The sequence below is a fragment of the Nonomuraea sp. NPDC050643 genome (assembly GCF_040654715.1).
Classification (GTDB): domain Bacteria; phylum Actinomycetota; class Actinomycetes; order Streptosporangiales; family Streptosporangiaceae; genus Nonomuraea.
On sequence record NZ_JBFAIM010000008.1, the window covers coordinates 1 to 24,019 of the forward strand.

Genomic DNA, 24,019 nt, shown 5'->3' on the forward strand with positions numbered 1-24,019 from the left:
GCTCGTCCAGCGGCGGCCGGTGGCTCGCCCGCCGCCAGGCCGCCCGCCACGCGGCCAGCGGGAACGCCTGCGCGGTCGGCCGGTCCATGCGCAGGTCGATGAGCGGGCCCGTGGCCGGCGCGGGCTGGACGGGCTCCCGGTCGGCCGTCGGCCGCTGCCGTACCTCGGCCGACGGGCCGGACACGTACGTGCCCGAGCCATGCCGGCCGGCGACGTACCCCTCGGCCAGCAGGCTCTCGTACGCCGCCAGCGCCACCCCGCGCGAGACCCCCAGCACGCCGGCCAGGGTGCGGGTGGACGGCATCCGGGTGCGGGCGGCGAGCTGACCCCGGACGATGGCCTGGCGGAGCTGGGCGGCGAGCTGGTCGTGCAGCGGCTCGGACAGATTGCGATCAAGATGTATCGGAACGTTGAGCCTTTGCGGATGACGCATGAAATATCCCCCAGTGGAAGCTGGAACCGAACCCCCTCCCTCAGTAGGCGTGACATTCCGTTCCATCCGCGTGCCGCGCCTCACCGGGGCCGGTACGCGCAGCGCACCCCGGTCTGCACCGTGGCCCGCAACTCCTCGCCGATCGCCTGGTCCACCGCCGCGATGCGCGTCAGCGCCCGCCTGATCGCCTTGCCGACCGCGATCCTGGCGCGCTCGTCGTTCCCCGTGAACGGCCGCACCCGCCCGCCGATACCGGTCGCCGCCGACAGCTCGGCCACCAACCACTCGCGCTCCAGCCGCAGCGCCGCCGCCCGCTCGAGGTCGTGCATCGACTCCAGTTCCTCGATCTCCTCCTGCAACTGGGTCAGCCGCTGCCGGTAGGTGTCCCTGGCCAGGTCGTCGAGCAGCGGCTGGGCCGACTCGCCCTCCCGCGCCGCCGTCCCCGCCGCGAGGTCGGCCGCGAGGTCGGCGGCCAGGATCTCCCTGCCGGGGTTGGCGACCAGCGTGGACAGGTGCGCCATGCCGACGCTGTGCTCCACCTGTGCCAGCCGCCCGCCCAGCTCGACCTGCCAGTGCCGCCCGTGCCGCCGGATGCGGCAGACGCCGTGGGCCGTGGCCGTGCGCCCGGCCACGGCGGGCAGCATCATGCCCAGCTCCCTGGCCTCCTGCGCGGCGGTGGCCTGCTCGCGGCGGGCGGTCCTGTCCTGGGTGCCGTCGCGCAGCGCCAGCGCCTGCCCGAGGCGGCAGCGGGAGAGCGTGGCGGCCGGCCAGTGGCCCAGCGCCAGGTTGTCGTGCACGGCGCCGCGCAGGTGCTCGATGGCCAGGTCCAGGTCGCCGATGGTGAGCGCGGCCATGCCCAGCGCGTGGCGCACGGTGCCGAAGCAGGCCACGCCGATGCTGGCGATCACCGGCAGCCGCGCGTGGGGGAGGAGCAGCGCGTACGCGCGGGCGGCCGTGTCGGCGTCCTGCAGCATGTGGGCGGTCTCCACGGCGCAGAACATGGAGAACAGCCACGTGCTCGAGCTGGGCAGGTCGGCCAGGTCACGGCCGCGCAGCCGGGCCAGGTGCCCCGCCGCCCGCCGGTGGTCGCCCGAGATGGCGGTGGCCAGGGCCAGGCCCGCCAGGTAGGAGTGGTCGATGGGGCTGAGCGTGGGGGAGCTGACCAGGTCGGTCAGGGCGGGCAGCAGCTCGGCGGCGCGGCCCTGGTACCAGCGGATGGCGGCGATCTGGCCGCCGTACCAGCCGGTGGCGTCCAGGTCGCCGGCCTTGACGCCGCGTTCGAAGCACGTGCCCGCCAGTTTCTCCGCGTCGTCGAAGCGGCCGGCGCGGATGGTCAGCATGACGTCGATGGCGCTGGCCACGTACCCGATGGCCAGGTGGTGGTGGTCGTCCAGCAGGCCGCGCAGCTCCTCCAGGCAGCGTTCGGCGTGCGGGTCGGCGGCCAGGTAGAGGTCCACCGTGCGCCACAGCAGGCCCATGAGCAGATCGCCCCGGCGCTCGGTGACGGCGGCCTGGCCGATCAGCTCCCCGGACAGCTCCAGCCGGAGCTGCCCGTGCTCGGGGCCCAGCAGGCAGTGGTGCGCCAGGCTCAGCGCCTCCGCCAGCGCCAGCGCGTCACCCGAGCCTCTGGCCTGCGCCAGCAGCCGCAGCATGCCCGCGTGCTCGCCGGCGCGGTAGTCCTGCTCGCCGCGCATCCGCGTACGCAGCCGCAGCGCCAGTGACGAGCAGGGGTCGATCAGCGACAGCGCGTGCCGCTGGCGGGCCCGGACCATCTCCGACTCCGCGCTCGTCCGGTGCTCCTGGACCCAGATCCCGCTGAGCCCCAGGCTGGCCCGTGCCAGGCCGGGCGGATCGCCGCACGACTCCGCCTGCCGGTAGGCCGTGTCGAACCAGCGCCGCGCGGTCTGCAGATCCCCGTTCACGTACAGCGCGCGCTCGCCCAGCACGAGGGCCAGCCTGAGGTCCGAACATGGAGGTGGCAGCACTCCCACCTCTTGTGCAACGCTCACATCCGCTCCCCCCGGCCGGTCAATGTCATGGAGCGTCCGAACGGTCCCCCGAATACCGTTCTAGGTATAGACGTATGGGGCACGGGGTGGGGTTCAACGCCACGTACGCTGAATGCCATGATTCGTCCAGCAACACCCGCTGACGTGCCGGAGATCGTCAGCATGATCCGCGAGCTCGCCACCTACGAGAAGGCCGCCCACGAGGTCCGGGTGACCGAGCGGCAGCTCCACGACACGCTCTTCGGCGACCGTCCCGCGGCCTTCGCCCACATCGCCGAGCAGGACGGCGAGGTGGCCGGCTTCACCCTGTGGTTCCTGACGTTCTCGACGTGGCGCGGCGTGCACGGCGTCTACATGGAGGACCTGTACGTCCGCCCGCGCCACCGTGGCGGCGGCCACGGCCTGGCCCTGATGCGGGAACTGGCCGGGATCTGCGAGCAGCGCGGCTACCAGCGGCTGGAGTGGGCCGTCCTCGACTGGAACGAGCCGTCCATCGGCTTCTACGACAAGCTCGGCGCCGTGCGCCAGGACGAGTGGCTGAGATACCGGCTCACCGACGAGCCGCTCGAGCGACTGGCCGGCCGCCACGACTGACCGTGCACAAAGGTCAGGCAGGTCACGCACAGTGACGTGACCTGCCTGACATATCGGTTAAACGCCGGCGTGCGATCTTGTCCGCATGCCTTCGGCCTCGAACATGCCGGTTTCCTGCTCGTCCAGCTCGCGGTGGGTCTCCTCCATCCGGAGCGCGATTCCGAGCGCGAAGAACGTGGGCGCCCACTCCCCGATGAAAATCCCCCATCGGTCGGCCCGATCGAGGCCCGCCTGCTCGACGCTCCTCGACATGACCCACGTCCCCAAGGACAGAGCGATCGAGGCCACCCCCGCGGTGTACATGTGACTCGACCGGACGCCCATCTGATGCAGCTTCTTGATCATGATTCCCCCCTTGCTGTGAGTGCTGTTACCCCAGCCAGGAGCACGTAACCGATCATTACGGGCGTGTTTCGTCCGTGACACATGTGCGTGGCTTGTTACCGAGGTGAATCACCCGTAACGAACGCACAGCCACGCAGGGTCAAAGTGCGTAACGAGCGCTTCCTACCTTGGAGATCCCGGACGCCGAGTGTAGGAGAGTCGATGGCGCGCTGGATCGCCGAGTGGCACCCCGATGACCCAGCCTTCTGGGAGAGTTCAGGCAAGCGCGTCGCACGGCGCAACCTGATCTTCTCGATCGCGGCCGAACACCTCGGCTTCACCGTGTGGACGCTGTGGAGCATCGTGGCCACCAAGATGGGAGCCTACGAGTTCACCACCGACCAGCTCTTCTGGCTGGTGGCACTGCCGAACCTGATCGGCTCGGTCCTGCGGGTGCCCTACACCTTCGGCCCGGCCAAGTTCGGCGGCCGGAACTTCACCGTGGTCAGCGCGGTGCTGCTGCTCATCCCCGCCGTGCTGCTCGGGGTGGCGGTGAACAACCCGGACACGCCCTACTGGCTCTTCCTGGTGATCGCGGCCCTGGCCGGCTTCGGCGGCGGGAACTTCGCCTCCAGCATGGCCAACATCACCTACTTCTATCCCCGCCACAAGCAGGGGGTCGCGCTCGGGCTGAACGCCGCCGGCGGCAACATCGGCGTCAGCTCGGTCCAGCTCGTCATGCCGCTGGTGATCGGCTCGCTCGGCCTGGCCGCCGCGGGCTGGTTCTGGATCCCGTTCATCGTCGTGGCCGGCGCCTGCGCCTGGTTCTTCATGGACAACCTCACCAGCGCCAAGGCCGACCCGCGCGAGCAGCTCGCCGTGGCGGGCAGGGCCCAGACCTGGATCATGTCGTTCCTGTACATCGGCACCTTCGGCTCGTTCATCGGCTACTCCACGGCCTTCCCGCTGCTGAGCAAGAGCCTGTTCCCCGACGCGCCGTTCGCCGCGGTGGCCTTCGCCGGGCCGCTGATCGGGTCGCTGATCAGGCCCGTGGGCGGCTGGCTGGCCGACAAGCTCGGCGGCGCGCCCGTGACGCTGTGGAACTTCGCCGCCATGGGGGTGGGTGTGATCCTGGTCTGGCTGGCCAGCACCTCGGGCAGCTTCTGGCTGTTCTTCCTGGCCTTCCAGACGCTCTTCCTCACCTCCGGCATCGGCAACGGCTCCACGTACCGGATGATCCCGGCCATCTTCCAGGCCAAGGCCGTGGCCGAGCGCGGCGAGGGCGAGGAGGCCCTGCTGTACGGCAAGCGCCAGGCCTCGGCCGCCATCGGCATCATCTCGGCGGTCGGGGCGCTCGGCGGGTTCCTCATCAACCGGGCGTTCGGCATGGCGTTCGCCGCGGCCGGCACCCCCGCCCCCGCCTTCCTCGCCTTCGCCGTCTTCTACGTGTCCTGCTTCGCCCTGACCTGGTGGTGCTACACGCGCACGGTCGGCGTCAAGGTCGTGGCGAGCCTCGCCCACGTCAGGGTCTGACGTGACGGCGACGAAGACCCACTGCCCGTACTGCGCCCTGCAGTGCGGCATGGAGATCGGTCCCGGGCTGGCCGTCACCCCCAGGACCGACATCCCCGCCAACGCCTCGGGGGCGCTGTGTCAGAAGGGGTGGACGGCGGGCGAGCTGCTCACCAACGGCGAACGCCTGACCACCCCCCTCCTGCACGGCGAGCCCGTGGACTGGGACGTCGCGCTCGACTACGTGGCGGACCGGCTGGCCGCCCTCCGCGCCGAGCACGGCCCCGACGCCGTGGCCGTGTTCGGCGGGGGCGGGCTGACCAACGAGAAGGCGTACTCGCTGGGCAAGTTCGCCAGGGTCGCCCTCGGCACCAGCCAGATCGACTACAACGGCCGCTTCTGCATGTCCTCGGCCGCCGCCGCCTCGCTCAAGGCGTTCGGCCTGGACCGGGGCATGCCGTTCCCGATCACCGACCTGGGCGACGCCGACGTCGTCCTGCTGGCCGGCGGGAACGTCGCCGAGACCATGCCCCCGTTCGTGCGCCACCTGACGGGCCCGCGCGTGATCGTCATCGACCCGCGCCGCACCCCGACGGCCAAGCTGGCCTGGCTGCACCTGCAGCCCACGCCCGGCACCGACCTGGCGCTGGCGCTCGGGATGCTGCACCTGGCCATCGCCGACGAGCTGGTCGACGAGACGTACGTGGCCGCCAGGACCACCGGGTTCGACGAGGTGCGCACCTCGCTGGCCTCCTGGTGGCCCGAGCGGGTCGAGCGGATCACCGGGGTGCCCGTCCACCAGATGCGGCAGGCGGTCAGGGCGCTGGCCGCGGTGGACAAGGCGTACATTCTGACCGGGCGCGGCGCGGAGCAGCACGCCAAGGGCACCGACACCGTGAGCGCGTTCATCAACCTGGCGCTCGCGCTCGGCCTGCCCGGCACCCACGGCTCCGGCTACGGCTGCGTGACCGGGCAGGGCAACGGGCAGGGCGGCAGGGAGCACGGGCAGAAGGCCGACCAGCTCCCCGGCTACCGCAAGATCGACGACCCGGCGGCCAGGGAGCACGTCGCCGGGGTCTGGGGCGTGCCGGCCGACAGCCTGCCGGGGCCGGGGCGGTCGGCGTACGAGCTGCTGGACGCGCTCGGCACCCCGGACGGGCCGCGGGCGATGCTGCTCTTCGGGTCCAACCCGATCATCTCCGCCCCCGCCGCCGAGCACGTGGCCGAGCGCATCGCCGCCCTCGACCTGCTCGTCACCTGCGACTTCGTCATGTCGGAGACGGCGGCGCTGGCCGACGTGGTCCTCCCCGTGACCCAGTGGGCCGAGGAGGGCGGCACCATGACCAACCTCGAAGGCCGGGTCCTGCTGCGCCGCAAGGCCGTCACGCCCCCCGCCGGCGTCAGGAGCGACCTGGACGTCATCGCGGCACTGGCCGAGCGCCTCGGGCACCGCTTCGAGACCGAGCCGGTCAAGGTCTTCGACGAGCTGCGCCGCGCCAGCGCCGGCGGCCCGGCCGACTACTCCGGCATCACCTACGAGCGCATCGCGGACGAGACCGGCGTGTTCTGGCCCTGCCCCTCGCCGGAGCACCCCGGCACGCCGCGCCCGTTCCTCGACGCCTTCGCCACCCCCGACGGGCGGGCCAGGTTCGTGCCCGTCCAGCACCGGCCGCCGGCCGAGGAGACCGACGCGGACTACCCCGTCTACCTGACCACCGGCCGGGTGCTCGCCCACTACCAGAGCGGCGCCCAGACCCGCAGGATCGCCGCGCTCGTGCAGGCGGCCCCCGAACCGTTCGTCGAGCTGCACCCGGACCTGGCCGAGCAGCTCGGCATCGCCGCCGGGGACGTGGTGCGGGTCAGCAGCAGGAGAGGTGAGAGCAAGGCCGTCGCCAGGATCAGCGACGCGATCAGGCGCGACACCGTATTCATGCCCTTCCACTGGGAGGGCGCCAACCGGCTCACCAACCCGGCCCTCGACCCGACGTCGAGGATGCCGGAGTTCAAGGTCTGCGCGGTCAGGGTGGAGAGGGACTCATGAGGCTAGTCGTCGTGGGAAACGGGATGGCCGGGTCGCGGCTGGTGAGCGAGGTGCGCACCCGCGACCCGCACATGAAGATCACTGTTCTCGGCGCGGAGACGTGCCCGCCGTACAACCGGGTGCTGCTGTCGAACGTGCTGGCCGGCAGCTCGCGGCCCGAGCAGGTGCGCCTGCTCGACGCCTCCTGGTACGAGACCCACAACGTGACGGCCGTCTTCGGCAGCGCCGTGGCCCACATCGACAGGGAGACCCGGCACGTCGTGACCGAGGACGGGCGGCGCGAGCCGTACGACCTGCTGGTCCTGGCCACCGGCAGCGACGCGATCGTGCCGCCGCTGCCCGGGGTTGAGCGGGCCATCCCGTTCCGCACGCTCGGCGACTGCGAGCGCATCATGGAGCGCGCCCGGAGCGCCGGCCGGGCCGTGGTCATCGGCGGCGGCCTGCTCGGCATCGAGGCCGCCCGCGGCCTGGCCGGGCGCGGCCTGCCCGTCACGCTGCTGCACCTGGCCGGCCACCTGATGGAGCGCCAGCTCGACGTCGAGGCCGGCGAGGTGCTCGGTGAGACGCTGGCCGGGCTCGGCGTGGACATCCGCACCGGCGCCAGCGCCTGCGGCGTGGAGGAGGGCGGCGTCCGGCTCGACGACGGCGAGCTGATCGAGGGCGACCTCGTGGTGCTCGCCTGCGGCGTGCGCCCCGTGACCGGGCCGGCCGCCGATGCGGGCCTGGAGGTACGGCGCGGCGTCGTCGTGGACGACGAGCTGCGCACCGACGACCCGTCGATCTTCGCCATCGGCGAGTGCGCCGAGCACGAGGGCACCGTGTACGGCCTGGTCGCCCCCGCCTGGGAGCAGGCCACCGTGGCCGCGGACGTCATCACCGGCGGCAAGGCCCTCTACCGGGGCTCCCGGCTCGTCACCCGGCTCAAGGCCAAGAGCGTCGAACTGGCCGCCATGGGCGAGACCCAGCTCAGCGAGGAGCACGCCGAGGTGGTGCGCTTCAGCCACCGGGCCCGCGGCACCTACCGCAAGCTCGTCATCCGCGACGGCCGGCTGGTCGGCGCGATCCTGCTGGGCGAGAGCGACGCCGTCGGCACGCTCACCCAGCTCTTCGACCGGGGCGGCCCGGTGCCGGGAGACCGGGCGGGGCTGCTGTTCCCCGGGCTGTCGCCGGCGCCCGTGGCCGACAGCCCGACGCTGATCCCCGACGCGGCCAAGATCTGCCAGTGCAACAACGTCACCAAGGGCCAGATCAGGGCGTGCTGGGAGGCCGGTGCGCGGGACGTGGCCGGGGTGGCGGCCGCGACCAGGGCCACGACCGGATGCGGGACCTGCCGCGACGCCGTGGAGGGCATCGTCGGCTGGCTGTGCGAGCAGGAAGGGATCTCCGTATGAACAGGATCGTCGTCGTTGGATATGGTCCGACGGCTCACCGGCTCGTCGAGTCCCTCACGGGCAAGGGGTTCGGCGGGCGGGTCACCGTGATCGGTGAGGAGCCGCGGCCGGCCTACGACCGGGTGGCGCTGACCTCCTACCTGTCCGGCACCACCGCCGAGGACCTCACCTACGAGGTCCCCGCCGGGGTCGTGACCAGGCTGAACACCCGGGTCACCGGCATCGACCGGCAGGCCCGCCACGTCACGCTGGCGGACGGCGGCGTCGAGCCCTATGACGTGCTCGTGCTGGCCACCGGCTCCGCGCCGTTCGTGCCGCCGGTCCCCGGCGCCGAGCACGCGTTCGTCTACCGCACGCTCGAGGACCTCGACGCGATCAGGGTGGCCGCCAAGGACGCCGCCGAGGGCGTCGTGGTCGGCGGCGGGCTGCTCGGACTGGAGGCCGCCGACGCGCTGCGGGCGCTCGGGCTGAAGGCGCACATCGTCGAGATGAGCCCCTGGCTGATGCCGCGCCAGGTGGACGAGGGCGGCGGCTCGGTGCTGAAGGCGCACATCGAGGGCCTCGGGCTGAGCGTGCACGCCGGCGCCGGGGTGCAGGAGATCGTCACCGACGACGAGGGCCAGGTCCGCGGGCTGCGCAAGCCGGACGGCACGCTGGTCGAGGCCCAGGTCGTGGTGTTCTCGGCGGGCATCAGGCCGCGCGACGAGCTGGCCAGGTCGTCCGGCCTCGAGGTGGGGCCGCGCGGCGGCATCGTGGTGGACCCGGCGATGCGCACCTCCGACCCCTCGATCTACGCGGTCGGCGAGTGCGCGCTGGCCGGCGGCATGGTGTACGGGCTCGTCGGGCCGTGCAACACGATGGCCGAGGTGGCCGCAGACCGGATCACGGGCGGCTCCTCGACGTTCGAGGGCGCCGACATGTCCACGAAGCTCAAGCTGCTGGGCGTCGAGGTGGCGCAGTTCGGCGCCATGGAGGGGGCACTCGACGTCACCTACATGGACCCGGTGGGCGGCGTCTACAAGAGGCTGTTCATCAGCGACGACGCGCGGACGCTGCTCGGCGGCATCTGCGTGGGCGACGCCTCGCCGTACACGTCGCTGCGGCCCTTCGTGGGCAAGGAACTGCCGGCCTCGCCGTCGGACCTGCTGTTCAGCGGGGCCGGCGCGAGCCTCGACCTGCCCGACGAGGCGCAGGTGTGCTCGTGCAACAACGTGTGCGCGGGCGACATCCGCACGGCCATCGCCGACAAGGGCGTCACCGACGTGCCCGCCATCAAGGCGTGCACGCGGGCCGGGACGACGTGCGGCAGTTGCGTACCGATGCTCAAGCAGTTGCTGGAGAAGTCGGGCGTCGAGGTGAGCAAGGCCCTGTGCGAGCACTTCACGTACTCGCGGGCCGAGCTGTACGACATCGTCCGCGTACGCCGCATCACCACCTTCTCCGAGCTCATCTCCCAGCACGGGCACGGCCGGGGCTGCGACATCTGCAAGCCGGCCGTGGCCTCGATCCTGGCCTCCCTGCACAACGGCCACGTGCTGGAGGGCGAACGCGCCGCCCTCCAGGACACCAACGACGCCTTCCTGGCCAACATCCAGAAGAACGGCACCTACTCCGTCGTCCCGCGCATCCCCGGCGGCGAGATCACGCCCGACAAGCTCATCGTGATCGGCGAGGTCGCCCGCGACTTCGGCCTCTACACGAAGATCACCGGCGGGCAGCGCATCGACCTGTTCGGCGCCCGGGTCGAGCAGTTGCCGGAGATCTGGCGGCGCCTGGTGGAGGCCGGGTTCGAGTCGGGGCACGCGTACGGCAAGGCGCTGCGCACGGTGAAGTCGTGCGTGGGCTCCACCTGGTGCCGCTACGGCGTGCAGGACTCGGTGGGCATGGCGATCGCCCTGGAGCTGCGCTACCGCGGCCTGCGCTCGCCGCACAAGCTCAAGTCGGCCGTCTCCGGCTGCGCCCGCGAATGCGCCGAGGCCCGCTCGAAGGACTTCGGCATCATCGCCACCGAGCAGGGCTGGAACCTGTACGTCGGCGGCAACGGCGGCTTCAAGCCCCGCCACGCCGACCTGCTGGCCAACGACCTGACCACCGACGAGCTGATCAGGACCATCGACCGTTTCCTGATGTTCTACATCCGCACCGCCGACCGCTTGCAACGCACCGCCGCCTGGCTCGAGTCGCTGGACGGCGGACTCGACTATCTCCGTGAGGTGATCATGGAAGACTCGCTCGGCATCTGCGCCGACCTCGACACGCAGATGGAGCACCACATCGCCACCTACGCCGACGAATGGCAGGCCACCCTGGACGACCCCGAGAAGCTGAGCCGGTTCGTCAGCTTCGTCAACGCCCCCGGGGTGCCCGACCCGTCGATCGTGTTCGGCAGCGAGCGCGGCCAGATCAAGCCGGTGATGGCCCGATGAGCTGGACGAGGATCTGCGGCTTCGACGCCCTGCTGCCGGAGCGCGGCGTCTGCGCCCTGGTCGACGGCACTCAGGTGGCCCTGTTCCGCACGTACGAGGGCGAGCTGCACGCGCTGGCCAACCTGGACCCGTTCAGCGGGGCGTACGTGCTCTCGCGCGGCATCGTGGGCACCAGGAAGGGCGAGCCGACCGTGGCCTCGCCGCTGCACAAGCAGGTCTTCTCGCTGGTGTCGGGCCGCTGCCTGGACGACGTGACGGTGTCGGTGCCGGTCTACGCCGTACGGGTGGGGGACGACGGCCACGTGGAGGTCAGCCTCCAGCCCGCCATGGCCACCGTCTGACGGCCACGGCAGAGGGGATCTTCCCGGTCGGCCCCCCGTGAGCGCGGGGGGCCTTCGGCGCGAGCGCTTCCCCATGTGGATGACCCGGCATATGCTTTCGAAAATCTGCCGATGAGCGACGCCGAAGCCCCCAGGGGGACATGATGCCACGGCGATCTGGGCTGTTGCGCTGGTCAGCGGGCATTCTGGCGGTGGCGCTCGCGGCGGCACAGCCGGCCGCCGCCACGGCGGGCCCGTCCAGGGCGGACGACTTCGTCGTGTACGGCTTCAGCCAGTCGGACGTGCACGAGGAGGACCCGCAGGTCTACGAGCTCGACCCCGACACCACCATCCGCGCGATCGGGAAGTGGTCCACGGCGGGGGACGAGGCGGCCGACTACGACTTCGCGCAGATCGACCGCTACCACGCCCAGGGCATCACCTTCATGGGCAGCGGCACGGCGAGCGTGATCTTCCCGAAGGACTTCGCCACCGCCGAGATCTTCGACGACATGTCGACGCGCGACGCGGACGGCGTTCCGGTGCCGCATGACGAATTCGGTTTTCCCGAGCCGGCGCGGCGGGGCAACATCTTCAACCCGAAATACCGCGAGTACCTCCTGTCCTGGGCACGCATCCAGGTCGACGGCGGGGTCGACGGGCTCAACCTCGACGAGGTCAACGCCGGATTCAGCGGCGGGTCGAAGTACGGCTTCAACGGCAACGAGGGCTTCGACGACTACGCGATCGCCGACTTCAACCGGTATCTGCTGGCGAAATATCCGGCCTTCACCGCCGCGGACTGGACGTCGCGCTTCGGCATGACCGGCGACAACATCCTGCGTCGCGACGTGCCGGCCGGCGACCTGACGGCCAACTTCAACTACCGCGACTACCTGCGGGCCGGCGGCTGGAACCGCGACCCCCTGAACGCGGCGAACCCGCTGGCTCCCGAGTGGGGCCGGGTGGTCGCCAACCGCATGTACGCCGAGGACACGTCGTTCACCGCCACCTACATCCGCCGGTACTGGAAGGAGATCGTCGACGAACTGCGGGCGTACGCCCGGCGCACCCGGCACCGCGGCCTGCTCATCTCCTCGAACGGGCTGTGGCCCTACGTGGACTTCAACAGCGTCGGCATGTACCCGTGGAACCCGGACGAGCAGACGCCCGACTTCCGCGGCGCCGACTACGTGCCGGTGGTCGACGGCCACCTCGACGGCGCCAAGTCGCTCCAGTCGCAGTACCGCCACCTGAAGGAGCAGAGCGCCCGGATCGCGGGCCACGTGCCGGTCGTCGTGTTCATCGACTGGCCGAACGACATGATGACCGACTACCTCGCCCTGCCGCCGCAGGAGAGGAAGGACTACTGGCGGATCTTCGGCGCCGAGGCGTACGCGAACGGCATCTTCCCCGCCTTCCACCTGAAGGACACCGTCGGCAGCCCCACCGCGACGGACCTCGGCATGATGGACTTCTTCCGGACCCACACCCGCTTCTACAAGGACCATCGGGCGATCTTCAAGGACAACGCGATCGGCGCCCGGACGGTGCGGGCCGGGGCGGCCGGTGTCGCGGCGAGCCTGCTCGTGCAGCGCGGAACCGGCAGGCGCTCCATCCACCTCGTCAACCACAACTACGACCGGGGCATCGTGCCCCAGTCAGGGTTCACCGTGGAGGCCGACCTCGACTCCTGCCCGCGCCGCGTCTCACTCATCTCGCCGGATTTCGCGTCGCCGACGTCGCCGGCGTTCTCCTGCCGGCACGGCCGGCTGAAGCTGACCGTCGACCGCCTCGACTACTACGACGTCATCCGGCTGTAGCGCTCTGGGCGCCGTGACGCCGGGTGCTCCTGCGGCACGGATGTGCCGTCCCGGCCCGGTCACCGACGGTGACCGGTGATCCCGGTGGCGGGAGGGGCCGGGGCGCCCGGGACGGCGGTGGCCTTCGCCGGGCGGGGGAACCCTGGATACCGCGGTAGCCATGCCCGTGATGGTGGGGGATGCTCCCCGGCGCGGCCGTTCGTGCGGATCGGCTGCGCCGTGGGCGGGCGGGTGGCTACGCTCTGACCTCCACGGGCTTGGCCTCTACCGGCGGGTAGACGTGTGGGCTCCGGTGGGCCGTTGGCAGCACGCATCTCCGTCCGGACTCGACGCTTTCGCAGCGTTCGGCGTCCTCGCGCTGGGGCAGGGGTTCGGGATTCGCCTGGATTCGCGGCACTGGATGGACGCTATCGGCGGTCTCGGGCCAACTGGTCTCATGCTGGCAACGATCGAAGCACTGAACGGTCTCTCCAATTCCAGTGAAGCGTTACCGTGAGTAATACCCGGACCAGGTAAAGGCGTCGTGCGGAGTGCCTAAACCCCGCATTCGCCCAGGTTCGGCGGGGGCATCAAAGCGGCCATGAGCAAGATTTCTCAGCGCAGGGCACTCCTGCTGGCGGCGCTCGTCCCCGCCCTCCTGGTCGCGGGCTGCTCCGCGGGGAACAACACCCAGGCGATGAAGGGGGCGGCCAGCCCGGCGACGCCCACCGACATGGACTCCGGGATGTCACCCGAAGAGACCGACATGTCGACCGGCACCGCCTCGCCGACCGACACCGCCACCCAGGGTGGGGCCGGTGGTCAGGCCAAGGCGGTCGTCCAGGGGTACTTCACCGCGCTCAAGTCGGGCAACGCCGACCAGCTCGTCAGCTCGTTCACCGACAACGCGGTGGTCGCGCTGGACGGTGAGCCCACCGCGGAGGGCTCCCAGGCGATCCGCACGCTGTTCCAGGGTCAGATGCAGGGGTCGAACGACATGGGGCAGGCCACGCACACCATCGAGGAGGCGCGTACGGCGGGCAGCGAGGACGCGGTCGTCAGCTCGACGAGCAAGCAGGGGGACGACAACTACCGGGAGCTGTTCGTGCTCTCCCGTGACGGCGGTGAGTGGAAGATCTCGCACTTCATGAACAACCAGGCCGGCTGAGCCCGGGACCGAGGCCGGGAGGCCCGCTGCTTCCCGGCCGCTTCCCGAATACGTCCCGGCCGTACGCCTGCCGAATCCCTCTGGTGACCCGGCGGCGTGACTGAGCGTTTCGGCGCGGCGTTATGGTGCGGCATATCCAGAAATATGGGCTTGCGGATTGTGTGGGCTAATTTGTGGCGGTGTCGCCGGGGATGCGGGGGTTGATCCGGCGCTGATCGACCATCGCGAGGTAGACGGCGAAGGCGCCCCGCGTCCACGTTTCTGCCTGTCGGGCCGTCAGCCGGATCTCCTCGCCCTCGTGCGAGACGATCATGTATCCGCGCAGGGGCGCTCGTCGCCACGCGACCAATACGTTCTCGTAAACGAGCACGTCCAGCATCGCGGTCAGATATTCACGCCCGGCGGCGGACACGGCGCAAGCCTCCCTGCTCCTCGCCGAATTCTCGCCTTTCCTCCATTGTGCTCGCCCTATCGGGAAATGGCGCATTTTCTTGGTACGGCGGCCGCCCCGGCCGGGAACCTCCGTCCCGCCTCCGGTGTATCAACACCGGAGGTGGTCCCATGAGGATGATCCTGATCGCGCTGGCCGCCGTGGCCACGCTGGTCACCGGGGGTGTGCCCGCTTCGGCGGCGGGCGGGTGGGCGGTGACGTACCTGGACGCCCACACGTCGAGATTCGAGGCCGGCACGTCGTACACGGTGGGGTTCTGGGTGCTGCAGCACGGCACTCATCCGTTCGAGGGGAGCCTGGGGGCCGTCGGGCTGCGGCTCACCCGGGACGACGGGGAGAGCGCGCTGTTCGACGGCACGGCCCTGCCCGAGGCGGGGCACTATGTGACGTCCGTGGTGGTGCCCAAGGGCGTGTGGAAGGTGGAGGGGGTCCAGGGGCTCTTCCGGCCGTACGAGGTGGGCACGCTCACCGTGCCCGGCGGGCTCAAGGTCAACCCCGTGCCGCCGGACCTGGTGGCGGCCATCTCGGAAGGCGTCAAGGACTACTGGGGTGACGTACGGCCGCCGGGCTTCCCGCGTGGCGAACCGGCGACGGTGGCCGCCGCTCCTCCCGCCACCAGCGCACCTGTCACCGCCTTCCCCGCCGCCGGTCAGGCCGCTGTGGCCGCCGGCCGGGATGACGGTGGGGTGCCCGCGTACACGCTGGTGTTCGCCGCTCTCGGGGGAGCGCTGCTGGCGGTGGTGGGGCTGCGCCTGCCGCCTCTGGCGCGCGGGAAGAAAGATGAACCGGAGCCATCGGGGGCGGACACCATCGTGATTTCTGGGTAGGAGCCGGGGACAGACCGCCGGGGTGTGCCCGCGACGCCGTTTTCCCGAGCGGCACGCGTCGGGGCGCACTCCGGCTTTTTCCTGTGCGCCACCGCCTGGAGGAGGACCCATGCGACGCCTGACCGCGCTCGAACCCGCCGAGGCTCCCGGCAAGTCCCGCGAACTGCTGACCGACCTCGCCGAGAGGCACGGCTCGGTGGGGGAGATGGTCGCGACGATGGCCCACTCACCGGCCGTGCTGGCGGGATATCTGGGGCTGACCCGGGCCATGAAGGGGTCCGAGCTCCCTCGGCCCTTGAGGGAGAGGATCTCGCTGGCCGTGCAGGAGCGGCTCGGCTGCGAGATGTGCAAGCAGGCGCACGCGGGCGCGGCTCGCAAAGTGGGGGTGAGCGAGGACGACCTCGCGCTGGCCCGGCGGGGCACCGCCGCGGACGCCCGCGAGGCGGCGCTGATCGGGGTGGCGGTGCGGGTGCTCACCGAGCCCGCCTCGCTGACGGATCAGGACGTGGCCGATCTGCGGGCGCACGGGTGGAGCGACCGGATCATCACGGAGATCGTCGGGCTGGTGGCCCTCAACCTGCTGACCGGCGCCTTCAACCTCCTCGCAGGCATCGAACCGCCCACCAAGGCCGCCGAACCAGCCACCAAGGCCGCCGAACCGGCCACCCAGGTCATCGAACCGCCCACCAAGGCCGCCGAACCGACCACCAAGGCCGCCGAACCGACCACCAAAGCTGGCGAACCAGCCACCAAGGCCGGCGAACCGGTCGCCCAGGTCGGCGAATAGGCTTCCCAGGCTGGCGAATCGGTCGCTCAGGCCGGCGAATCGGTTGTCGCGGCCGATGGGCCGGGCGCGCAAGCCGGTGAACCGGACGGCGCCTCCTGACCGATCAGCCGGCGGCGGGCTTGCCGGACGGGTGCGCGGCGGACCGCGCCCGGCGGCGGCACCCGGCGGCGGCACCGGGCGGCGGCACCGGGTGGCGGCGACGCTCAGAGGTCGCGCTCCTGCTGGTCGAGGATGGCGACGGAGACGGCGATCGCCCGGGACGCGTCGCCGTCCTCGATCGCGCGCAGCAGGTCCTCGTGCGAGGTGTCCGGGTCGAGGGCCGCCTCCTCCTGGTCCCTGACGCTGTCGCGCAGCGCGTCGCTCATGCTGCGGTAGAGGTCGGCGAGCAGCGCGTTGTGGGCCGCGTCCGCCACCTGCAGGTGGAAGTCGACGTCGGCGTCGGCGAAGCCGTCGAGGTCGCCCGCCCGCCCGGCCGTGTTCCTGCGGGCCAGGGTCTCGCGCATCGCCGCCAGGTCCTCCTCGGTACGCCGGCCCGCCGCCAGCCGGGCGGCCACGAGGTCGAGCCCCCGGCGCACGTCGATGATGTCCATGGCGGCGGCCGTGTCGAGCCGCCGGCGCAGCGCGACCTTGGACTCGTCGGTCGCGGTCACGTACGTGCCGTCACCCTGCCGGGTGTGCAGCAGCCCCGCGTGGGCCAGGACGCGCACCGCCTCCCGTACGGACAGCCGGCTCATGCCGAGGCTCTGCGCGAGCTGGCTCTCGGATGGGATCTTGGTGCCGACGGGCCAGACCCCGCCGGCGATCTCCCGGCGGAGCTCGTCGATGGCGGCGTCCACGAGCGAGGTCCGAGCGACGTTTCGCATGCACCTTCTCCTCATCGGCTGAAGAAATCCACCCTAGACGCTGCCAAGGCTAGGGCCGGGCGGCCGTCACGGCGAGCCACGGCGCGGCAGTCGAGGCGACCGCCGCATCAGGGCCCGCATCAGGCCGCCGTATGAGGCTGCCGCATCAGGGCCCGCATGAGGCCGCCGCATCGGGCCGCCGCGTCAGGGCGCCGTGTCAGTGCGCCGTGTCAGTGCGCCGTGTCAGGGCGCTGCGGCGGCTGTGGCGAGGCGGTCGATGGTGGTGCGGCCCTCCAGCGGGCGCAGCCAGGGCTCGGGCAGGGCCGAGGGGCCGTGCAGGGCGCCCAGCAGGTTGCCGCACACCGAGCCCGTCGAGTCGCTGTCACCCGAGTGGTTGACCGACAGCAGCATGGCCCGCTCCACCGAGGGCTCGGCCAGGGCGCAGTAGACGCCGATGGCCAGCGCCTCCTCGGCCACCCACGCGCCGCCCAGCGACTCCACCCGCTCCGGCGAGTGGCCGCCCTCGGCCTGTGCCAGCGTCAGGGCGGCGCGCAGGGCGGCGCTGGTCTCGTCGTGGGCGGGGTAGGCGGCCAGCAGGTGCAGGGCGTGGTAGACGGCGGGCTCCAGGGCGTCGCCGGCCATCAGGCGGGCCACGATCGCCGCGAACGCCCCGGCGGCCAGGTAGCCGGTCGGGTGCCCGTGGGTGATCTGCGCGCAGACGGCCGCCAGCTCGAACGCCTCCTCGGAGCCGGGCGGTCCGGCGGCCGAGACGGTCATGAAGCCGAACGGGGCCGAGCGCATCACCGTGCCGCACCCCTTCGAGCGGGGGTTCACCGGCCCCGGCTCCCCGAACGGGGACGGCCCGGGGAACGGGCGGCCCAGGCCCGACAGGCAGGCGTTGCCGGGGGCGCGGCGTGAGTAGAGCCAGCCCTCCTCCCGCAGCGGGCCCGTGCGGTGCGGCCGGTCGGCGGGCGGGGGACCCGGGTGGTTCTGGGTGTCCAGCCAGCGCAGGTACGCCTGCCGGACCGCGTCGGAGGCCGCCCGCGTGCCGCCGGGACCTCTGCCGCCCGGTCGGCTAGCGTGAGCGGCGCGGGCGTTCAGCAGACCCTCGACCGTGAAGAGGGTCATCTGGGTGTCGTCGGTGATGAGGCCGGTTCTGCCACGCCATGTCGTGACATATCCGGCGACGCCCTCCGCTCCATGCTCACGGCGAATATCCCGCAACGACTGGAATTCGATCGGTGCGCCCAGCGCGTCGCCGATCGCGCCGCCCAGGAGGCAGCCCCGGACTCGATCCTGAACATCCATACCCCGGATCTTGCCAGGTCCCAGGCCGTCTGAGAGATTGCGAGTCATTGACTATAAAGTCCCGGAGGTCACGCGTGTCGCAATTACGCCCGGCCCTCTTCGCCGTCGCCCTCACTCTGGCGTTGGCGACCCCAGCCCAGGCGACCGCCGGTCCGGCGATCACCGTTCAGAACGGCCGTACGCAGCCGGTCTTCTCGTACGCGGACGCCATCCGCGAGCACGTGTACGTCGAGTCCACCGTCGACAGCGACCTGGACGGCGCCCTGGACAGGGTACGAGTGGACATCATCCGCCCCAAGGAGTCCGGCCCCGGGCTCAAGGTGCCGGTGATCATTGACGAGAGCCCCTACTACGACAACTCCGGCCGTGGAAACGAGGCAGAGCGCAAGATTTACGACGCCGCCGGAAATGTCACTAAATTCCCGCTCTTCTACGACAATTACTTTGTCCCGCGCGGCTACGCCGTCCTCAACGTCGACATGCTCGGCACCACCCGCTCCGACGGCTGCCCCGACATCGGCGGCAAGGCCGACGTGCTGGGCGGCAAGGCCGTCATCGACTGGCTGAACGGCCGCGCCAAGGCGCTCAGGCCCGACGGTACCCCGGCCGTCGCCGACTGGACCACCGGCAAGTCCGCCATGATCGGCAAGTCGTACGACGGCACCCTCGCCAACGCCGTCGCCGCCACCGGCGTCGAGGGCCTGAAGACCATCGTGCCCATCTCGGCGATCAGCTCCTGGTACAAGTACCAGCGCTCGAACGGCGTCATCTACAACTACGACTACGCCTCCTGGCTGGCCAACTACGTCGACACCGACCCCGAGGCCAAGTGTCAGCAGGTGCGCGACAGGATGGACGCCGAGGACGGCGACGACACGGGCAACCACAACCCGTTCTGGGCCGAGCGCGACTACATCAAGGGCCTGCTCGGCGACGCCTCCAAGGTCAAGGCCAGCGTCTTCGTCATCCACACGGTCAACGACCTCAACGTCAAGCCCGACAACTTCTCCACCTGGTGGAAGGCTCTGGCCGACCGGAACGTGCCGCGCAAGATCTGGGTCGGGCAGACCCAGCACGTGGACCCGTTCGACTTCGAGGGCCGCAGGACGCTGTGGGTGGACACGCTGCACCGCTGGTTCGACCACTGGCTGCACGGCGTGCGCAACGACATCACGCGGGAGCCCCGCGCCGACGTCGAGATCGGCCCGGCGCAGTGGATCACCCAGCGCGACTGGCCGGCCCCGTACGCGCTCAAGGCGTCGCTGCGCCCCGCGGCCGACGGCTCGCTCGGCCTCAAGCCCGCCGCCAGGAACAGCACCGCGTCCTTCACCGACGTCGCCATGAGCGAGACCGACATGGTGGCCGACGTGGGCACGCCGAACCCGGGCCGGGTGGCGTTCACCACGGGCGCGCTGCCGCTGAGCCTGCGCCTGTCCGGCACGCCCACCGCCGACCTGCGGGTCAAGCTCGACAAGCCCACCGCCAACCTGACCGCGCTCCTGGTGGACTTCGGTGACGAAACGCGGGTCGACTGGCGCCGCGGCCAGGGCATCACCACGCTCACCGAGGAGGACTGCCACGGCGAGAGCACGGCGGCCGACGACGCCTGCTACCGCAAGGTCGTCACGAACGTGGCCACCCGCCCGCTGGAGATCGTCGCCCGCGGCTGGATCGACGTGCAGAACCGCGACTCGCTCAGCCAGTCCAAGCCGCTGCCCGCGGGCACGTACGGCACGGTGAAGTGGTTGACGCTGCCGCAGGACTACACGTTCAGGAAGGGTCACCGGATCGGCCTCGTGGTCGCCGGCACCGACTCGACCTACACCGGCGAGGACGGCACCGGGGCGAACGTCACCGTCGACCTGGCCAGGAGCAGCGTGACCGTGCCGTTCGTGCTGGGCACGCCGCTGGCCGACGTGCCGAAGGACACGGCCAGGTTCCGCGGGCCGGAGCGGGTCGAGTTGCCCGAGCCCGAGCCCGGGTTCCACTTCTTCTAAAGGCGCCGTAGGGGTCCCGGAGCGGGGCCCCTACCCGCACACGCGCCAGAAGCCGTCGTCGTCGCCGGCGGCGACCGTCCAGGCCACGTTCATGGTCAGGGTGCCGCCGGCGGTGGTCGTGCCGCCGGTGTGCCGGCCGTCGCCCGTGGTGCTGCCCGTCCAGCGGACGGTGATCTTCCCGCGCTCCACGCTCGGTTCCTCGGAGCACCCGGAGCGCGACCGCGGCGCCTCGACCCGGAAGCGGGTCCCCGACACCGCGATGTCGTCCGTGGCGGAGGCCGAGGTGATCGCGCACCGCCCGGTGCACGCCAGCTCGAACGATCCGGTACGTGCCGAGCCCAGCCACGCCGACGCCGGCGACAACCGCGCCACCGGCGGCGCGGGCCTGGGCAGGTCGGCCTTCCGCGCCACGGCCCGCAGCCCGGACACGGTCGTGGCACCGGTCGTGGCATTCGCCCCCGCACCGGACTCGGCACCGGATGCCGCACCGGATGCCGCGCCGTTGGTGGTGACGTCGGCCACCCAGCGCGAGGGCTCCTCCAGCAGCGCGCTCGTCTGCGCGGCGGCCTTGGTGAGCGTCGCGGGGTGCTCGCGGGCGTTCATCACGGCCCAGATCAGGCCGGCCGCCAGCAGCCCCACGCCCACGATGAGCCCGAGCCTGGCTGCGGCCCTGATCGGGGTGCCGGTCTCGGGGTCGTCGTCCTCGGGCCGGTCCCGCCAGAACTCCTGCCACTGGACGCCGTCCCCGCCCGGCGGCTGCTCCAGGCCGGACAGGGTGATCCCGCCGTAGCGGATGATCGCGCCCTCGCTGGCGGAGCCGTTGCTCTCGCCCCTGGTGACGGCGCTGTAGACGAGCTTGTCGCCGTACGCGCCGCCCCGGAAGGCCCGGGTACGGCTCGGCGGGGTGAACGGGTGCCGCCCGCGTACGGCGGGAGCCGCGGGGTGCTCCTGGTCGGCGGCAGCCGCGCCCGCCGCCGACCAGGGCTTTCCCGAGGTCGCCGCCGTGGGGTCGGCGACCGGGGCGGGCGGCGTGGCGTCGGCGACCGGCGGCGCCGGCTCAGGGCCGGCCTCCACCAGTGTGCGGGCCTGCACAGGGAAGCCGTCCGCCCGCCAGATAGGCCCCTCGCCGGGCAGCGGCTGCGCCAACGCCAGCCGATTGGGAAGTGTGCCGGGCAGTGCCGCGATCGGCAGGCGGCGCAGCAGCGCCCCCGCCGTCATGGTCCTGGGCGCGGCCCGGCAGGTCGCGCAGGACTGGATGTGGCGGCCGATCCTGGCCCTGGCGCGGCGGCCGGGGGCCCTGACCCATTCCGCCATCCGGGCCGTCAGGTCGGGGCATCCGTCGCGGGAACGCGCGGCGATGATCGCGGCGAACCACTCCTCCAGGCCCTCGGCGGCCCGGGTGATGATGGACTGCACCTCGGCGGGGGGCAGCTTGAAGATCGCGCTGAGCTCGGCGTCCGCCAGGCCGTGCCGTACGGACAGGTCGAGCAGTTCGCGCTGCGGCCGGTCCAGCGACAGCAGCGCCTCGGGCAGCAGCTCCGACATGCGGCCGGGGCGCGACCACGAGCCGATGCTCGCGGGCTTGGCCACGACCGTCCGGTGGGCTCGTGCCACCGCGTACAGCCAGGGCCGCCGCAGGGCCGGATCGCCGACGCGGTCCGCGTACAGGTGCGCCGTGATCACGGCGCCGGCCACCGCCTGCTCGGCGTCGCCGGTGGCGAGTTCGGTGCGGCAGTAGTCGTAGAGACGGGCTCCATGCTGGTCGCACAGGTCGCGAATGGCCTGGCGCGCGTCGTCGGAAAGCGTTCGCCACATCCGATGTCACCTCCTCCAGTCGGTACGCGGATGGTTCAGGTCCTCCCCACGGGGTTCGGAACGGGGTCCAGGAGCGACGCCTGCGCCAGGTAGGCGCGCGTCGCGTCGGGGTCGCCGGCGATCTCCCGCAGCCCGGCCATGGCCGCCGCGAGCCGGGCGCTGTCGTGCTCGCGCACGCCCGCCAGCCGGGTCTCGCCGCGCGGGACCACCCGGTGCAGCAGCACCGAGCGCCGCCGCCAGGCCCACGCCTCCAGCGCGGCGGGCGGCGCGTAGCCGCCGATCACGGCCGCGATCACCTGGCCCACCTCGGCGGCGTCGTGGATGCCCGCGTTCATGTTGAGCCCGCCGACCGTCGAGGTCAGGTGCGCCGCGTCGCCCACGAACAGCACCCGCCCGCACCGGTACGAGGGCAGCACCCCCCTCGCCAGCCCGAACCGGTCGGCGCCGGTCACCCGGATCGGCTCCGAGGCCCCCGGCAGCGCCCTGCGGACCATCAGGGACAGGTTCGACGGCGACAGCGGCTCGTTGGCGTCGCAGGGGATCTTGAAGATGATCCGCCAGTGGTCCGGCAGCGCGAGCAGGGTGCACGACTGCTGCACGTCCCGTACGTACGTCAGCGGCGCCAGGCTCGGCAGCAGCCGGTCCAGCGGGGCGTCGGTGAACACCCGCAGCGCCTGCGCCGGATAGCCGGACCGGGGGAACGGCCGCCCGAGCGAGCCGCGTACGGTGCTGTGGGCGCCGTCGGCGGCGATCATGTACCGGGCCCGCGTCCAGGTGTGGCCGACGCGGACCCGGATCCCTGTGCCGCCCTCGGTCACGCCGTCCACGTGGGTGCCGAAGCGCACGTCCACGTCCGGGTAGACGTTCAGGGCCTCGAGCAGCAGCGGGGTCAGTGCGGCCTGGTCGGCGTGGATGCGGAACGGGTGCCTGGTCAGGCCGTCCAGCCGGTTCATGCCCATCTCGGCGAGCACGAGCCCGGACCGGTCGCGCCACTGCACGCGGTCCACGACGCGGCCCTTGGCGACGAGCCGGGCCGCCACGCCGAGGTCGGCCAGCAGGTCCAGAGTTGCGGGGTGGAAGGTGCAGGCGCGCGGGAGCCGGTTGAGCTCGCCGTCGCGCTCCAGCACCGTGACCGGGATACCGGCCCTCGCCAGCGAGAGCGCCGCGGTCAGGCCCGCGGGTCCCGCTCCGACCACGATGACACCGTTCATGCCGTCCGCTCCCCTCGCGTCGCCGTGGGGCGGCGATGGGAGGCGCGGCGGTAGGGCACACGGCTGAGCGTCACGTGCCGGCCGAGGGCCCGTGACAGGGCCCACCAGGCCGTGCAGAGGTTGGAGGTGAGCAGGACACGTTCGTTGCCGGCGCTGAGCGGGCCCAGCACGGGCAGTGTGGGCAGGCCGGTGCCGGTGAACAGCAGCACGGCGTCGCCCGGTGGCCCGGCCAGCTCGACCTGGGCGATCAGTTCGGCGGGGGTGACCTCGTAGGCGGAGTAGCCGTCCTGGGCCCGGATCTGGACGACCTGGGTGACGTTCATGCCGGCCGACTTCCAGAACCGCTCGGCCAGCTCCGTCACCCACGGCTGGTACGGCGAGACCAGCACGAGGTCGCTCACCCTGACGTGCTCCATGGCCTCGCGCGTGGCCAGCGTGGACGAGGCGAACGGGGTCCCGGTCGCGGCCTCCAGTTCGGCGCACTGGTCGCGGTCCTCGTCGGGGCCGAGCAGGTAGCGGGGCTCGCTGCAGACGGCGACCATCGCGTCGAGCCGTAGATCGTCGAACGCGCCGGTCATGGCCGGCAGGTCCTCGTTGTAGCCCTCCAGCCGGTCGGCCAGGGACAGCCCCGGGCGTACCGGGAGCCGGGTGACGTGCATGTCGGCGCGTGACCCGAGCAGCCGGGTCAGTTCCGGCTCCGCGGTCGGGTTCGCGGGCGCCACGATCACGCCGATTCTGCCGCGGCTCACTGTGTGCCCCGG

Annotated in this window: 20 protein-coding genes; 11 read left to right on the top strand and 9 right to left on the bottom strand. The window is 71.8% G+C overall.

Annotation, left to right across the window (positions count from 1 at the left end; all coding sequences use genetic code 11):
- Both AB0I15_RS12260 and AB0I15_RS12265 read right to left on the bottom strand, forming a co-directional pair.
- The coding region (locus AB0I15_RS12260; protein ID WP_358093677.1) for a winged helix-turn-helix domain-containing protein at positions 1–433 on the bottom strand (433 nt) is incomplete at its 3' end.
- A gap of 80 nt (positions 434–513) precedes the next feature.
- Complete coding sequence (locus AB0I15_RS12265) at positions 514–2,442, bottom strand: hypothetical protein (RefSeq protein WP_358093680.1); 1,929 nt, start codon at positions 2,440–2,442, stop codon at positions 514–516.
- 117 nt (positions 2,443–2,559) lie between these two features.
- On the opposite strand from AB0I15_RS12265, the gene AB0I15_RS12270 reads away from it, so the two are divergent.
- Entirely contained in the window at positions 2,560–3,036 is a 477-nt protein-coding gene (locus AB0I15_RS12270; protein WP_358093683.1) for a GNAT family N-acetyltransferase, read from the top strand.
- 57 nt (positions 3,037–3,093) lie between these two features.
- Here the strand turns inward: AB0I15_RS12270 and AB0I15_RS12275 are convergent, their stop codons facing one another.
- Positions 3,094–3,381 (bottom strand): hypothetical protein, encoded by a 288-nt coding sequence (locus AB0I15_RS12275; protein WP_358093686.1) that lies wholly within the window; start codon positions 3,379–3,381, stop codon positions 3,094–3,096.
- A gap of 201 nt (positions 3,382–3,582) precedes the next feature.
- On the opposite strand from AB0I15_RS12275, the gene AB0I15_RS12280 reads away from it, so the two are divergent.
- The 7 genes from AB0I15_RS12280 to AB0I15_RS12310 all read left to right on the top strand — a co-directional run bounded on the left by AB0I15_RS12280 (position 3,583) and on the right by AB0I15_RS12310 (position 14,020).
- On the top strand, positions 3,583–4,893 hold the full coding sequence (locus AB0I15_RS12280) for an MFS transporter (protein ID WP_358093689.1): 1,311 nt from the start codon (positions 3,583–3,585) through the stop codon (positions 4,891–4,893).
- 1 nt (position 4,894) lies between these two features.
- The gene (locus AB0I15_RS12285) at positions 4,895–6,913 is read left to right on the top strand and encodes a molybdopterin-dependent oxidoreductase (RefSeq protein ID WP_358093692.1); all 2,019 of its coding nucleotides are present in this window, start codon (positions 4,895–4,897) and stop codon (positions 6,911–6,913) included.
- Positions 6,910–8,304 carry an FAD-dependent oxidoreductase gene (locus tag AB0I15_RS12290; RefSeq protein ID WP_358093695.1) on the top strand — a complete coding sequence of 465 codons (1,395 nt, stop codon included), beginning with the start codon at positions 6,910–6,912 and terminating at the stop codon, positions 8,302–8,304. The genes AB0I15_RS12285 and AB0I15_RS12290 overlap by 4 nt, the downstream gene beginning before the upstream one ends.
- On the top strand, positions 8,301–10,730 hold the full coding sequence (nirB, locus tag AB0I15_RS12295; protein WP_358093698.1) for a nitrite reductase large subunit NirB: 2,430 nt from the start codon (positions 8,301–8,303) through the stop codon (positions 10,728–10,730). Before AB0I15_RS12290 ends, nirB begins: the two co-directional genes overlap by 4 nt.
- Entirely contained in the window at positions 10,727–11,071 is a 345-nt protein-coding gene (gene nirD, locus AB0I15_RS12300; protein ID WP_358093701.1) for a nitrite reductase small subunit NirD, read from the top strand. The genes nirB and nirD overlap by 4 nt, the downstream gene beginning before the upstream one ends.
- Before the next feature lie 143 nt (positions 11,072–11,214).
- Positions 11,215–12,873: a hypothetical protein gene (locus AB0I15_RS12305; protein WP_358093703.1), complete on the top strand. Its 1,659-nt coding sequence runs from the start codon at positions 11,215–11,217 to the stop codon at positions 12,871–12,873.
- 580 nt (positions 12,874–13,453) lie between these two features.
- Entirely contained in the window at positions 13,454–14,020 is a 567-nt protein-coding gene (locus AB0I15_RS12310; RefSeq protein WP_358093706.1) for a nuclear transport factor 2 family protein, read from the top strand.
- 166 nt (positions 14,021–14,186) lie between these two features.
- Here AB0I15_RS12310 and AB0I15_RS12315 read toward each other — a convergent pair whose 3' ends face one another.
- Positions 14,187–14,432, bottom strand: a complete 246-nt coding sequence (locus AB0I15_RS12315) for a hypothetical protein (protein WP_358093709.1) — start codon at positions 14,430–14,432, stop codon at positions 14,187–14,189.
- Between the two features lie 149 nt (positions 14,433–14,581).
- On the opposite strand from AB0I15_RS12315, the gene AB0I15_RS12320 reads away from it, so the two are divergent.
- Positions 14,582–15,298 carry a hypothetical protein gene (locus tag AB0I15_RS12320; RefSeq protein ID WP_358093712.1) on the top strand — a complete coding sequence of 239 codons (717 nt, stop codon included), beginning with the start codon at positions 14,582–14,584 and terminating at the stop codon, positions 15,296–15,298.
- Between the two features lie 109 nt (positions 15,299–15,407).
- A complete protein-coding gene (locus AB0I15_RS12325; protein ID WP_358093715.1) occupies positions 15,408–16,085 on the top strand; it encodes a carboxymuconolactone decarboxylase family protein in 678 nt (225 codons plus the stop codon).
- Positions 16,086–16,288: 203 nt separating this feature from the next.
- Here the strand turns inward: AB0I15_RS12325 and AB0I15_RS12330 are convergent, their stop codons facing one another.
- Complete coding sequence (locus tag AB0I15_RS12330) at positions 16,289–16,948, bottom strand: FCD domain-containing protein (RefSeq protein ID WP_358093718.1); 660 nt, start codon at positions 16,946–16,948, stop codon at positions 16,289–16,291.
- Between the two features lie 222 nt (positions 16,949–17,170).
- Entirely contained in the window at positions 17,171–18,235 is a 1,065-nt protein-coding gene (locus AB0I15_RS12335; RefSeq protein ID WP_358093721.1) for an ADP-ribosylglycohydrolase family protein, read from the bottom strand.
- Between the two features lie 74 nt (positions 18,236–18,309).
- Here AB0I15_RS12335 and AB0I15_RS12340 point away from each other — a divergent pair, with 74 nt between their 5' ends.
- The gene (locus AB0I15_RS12340; protein ID WP_358093724.1) at positions 18,310–20,232 is read left to right on the top strand and encodes a Xaa-Pro dipeptidyl-peptidase; all 1,923 of its coding nucleotides are present in this window, start codon (positions 18,310–18,312) and stop codon (positions 20,230–20,232) included.
- Positions 20,233–20,262: 30 nt separating this feature from the next.
- Here the strand turns inward: AB0I15_RS12340 and AB0I15_RS12345 are convergent, their stop codons facing one another.
- The 3 genes from AB0I15_RS12345 to AB0I15_RS12355 are packed head-to-tail and all read right to left on the bottom strand — an operon-like array spanning position 20,263 to position 24,007.
- Positions 20,263–22,047, bottom strand: a complete 1,785-nt coding sequence (locus tag AB0I15_RS12345) for a hypothetical protein (protein WP_358093727.1) — start codon at positions 22,045–22,047, stop codon at positions 20,263–20,265.
- 35 nt (positions 22,048–22,082) lie between these two features.
- Positions 22,083–23,258: an FAD-dependent oxidoreductase gene (locus AB0I15_RS12350; protein WP_358093729.1), complete on the bottom strand. Its 1,176-nt coding sequence runs from the start codon at positions 23,256–23,258 to the stop codon at positions 22,083–22,085.
- Entirely contained in the window at positions 23,255–24,007 is a 753-nt protein-coding gene (locus AB0I15_RS12355; RefSeq protein ID WP_358093732.1) for a hypothetical protein, read from the bottom strand. Before AB0I15_RS12355 ends, AB0I15_RS12350 begins: the two co-directional genes overlap by 4 nt.
- Between the last annotated feature and the right edge of the window lie 12 nt (positions 24,008–24,019).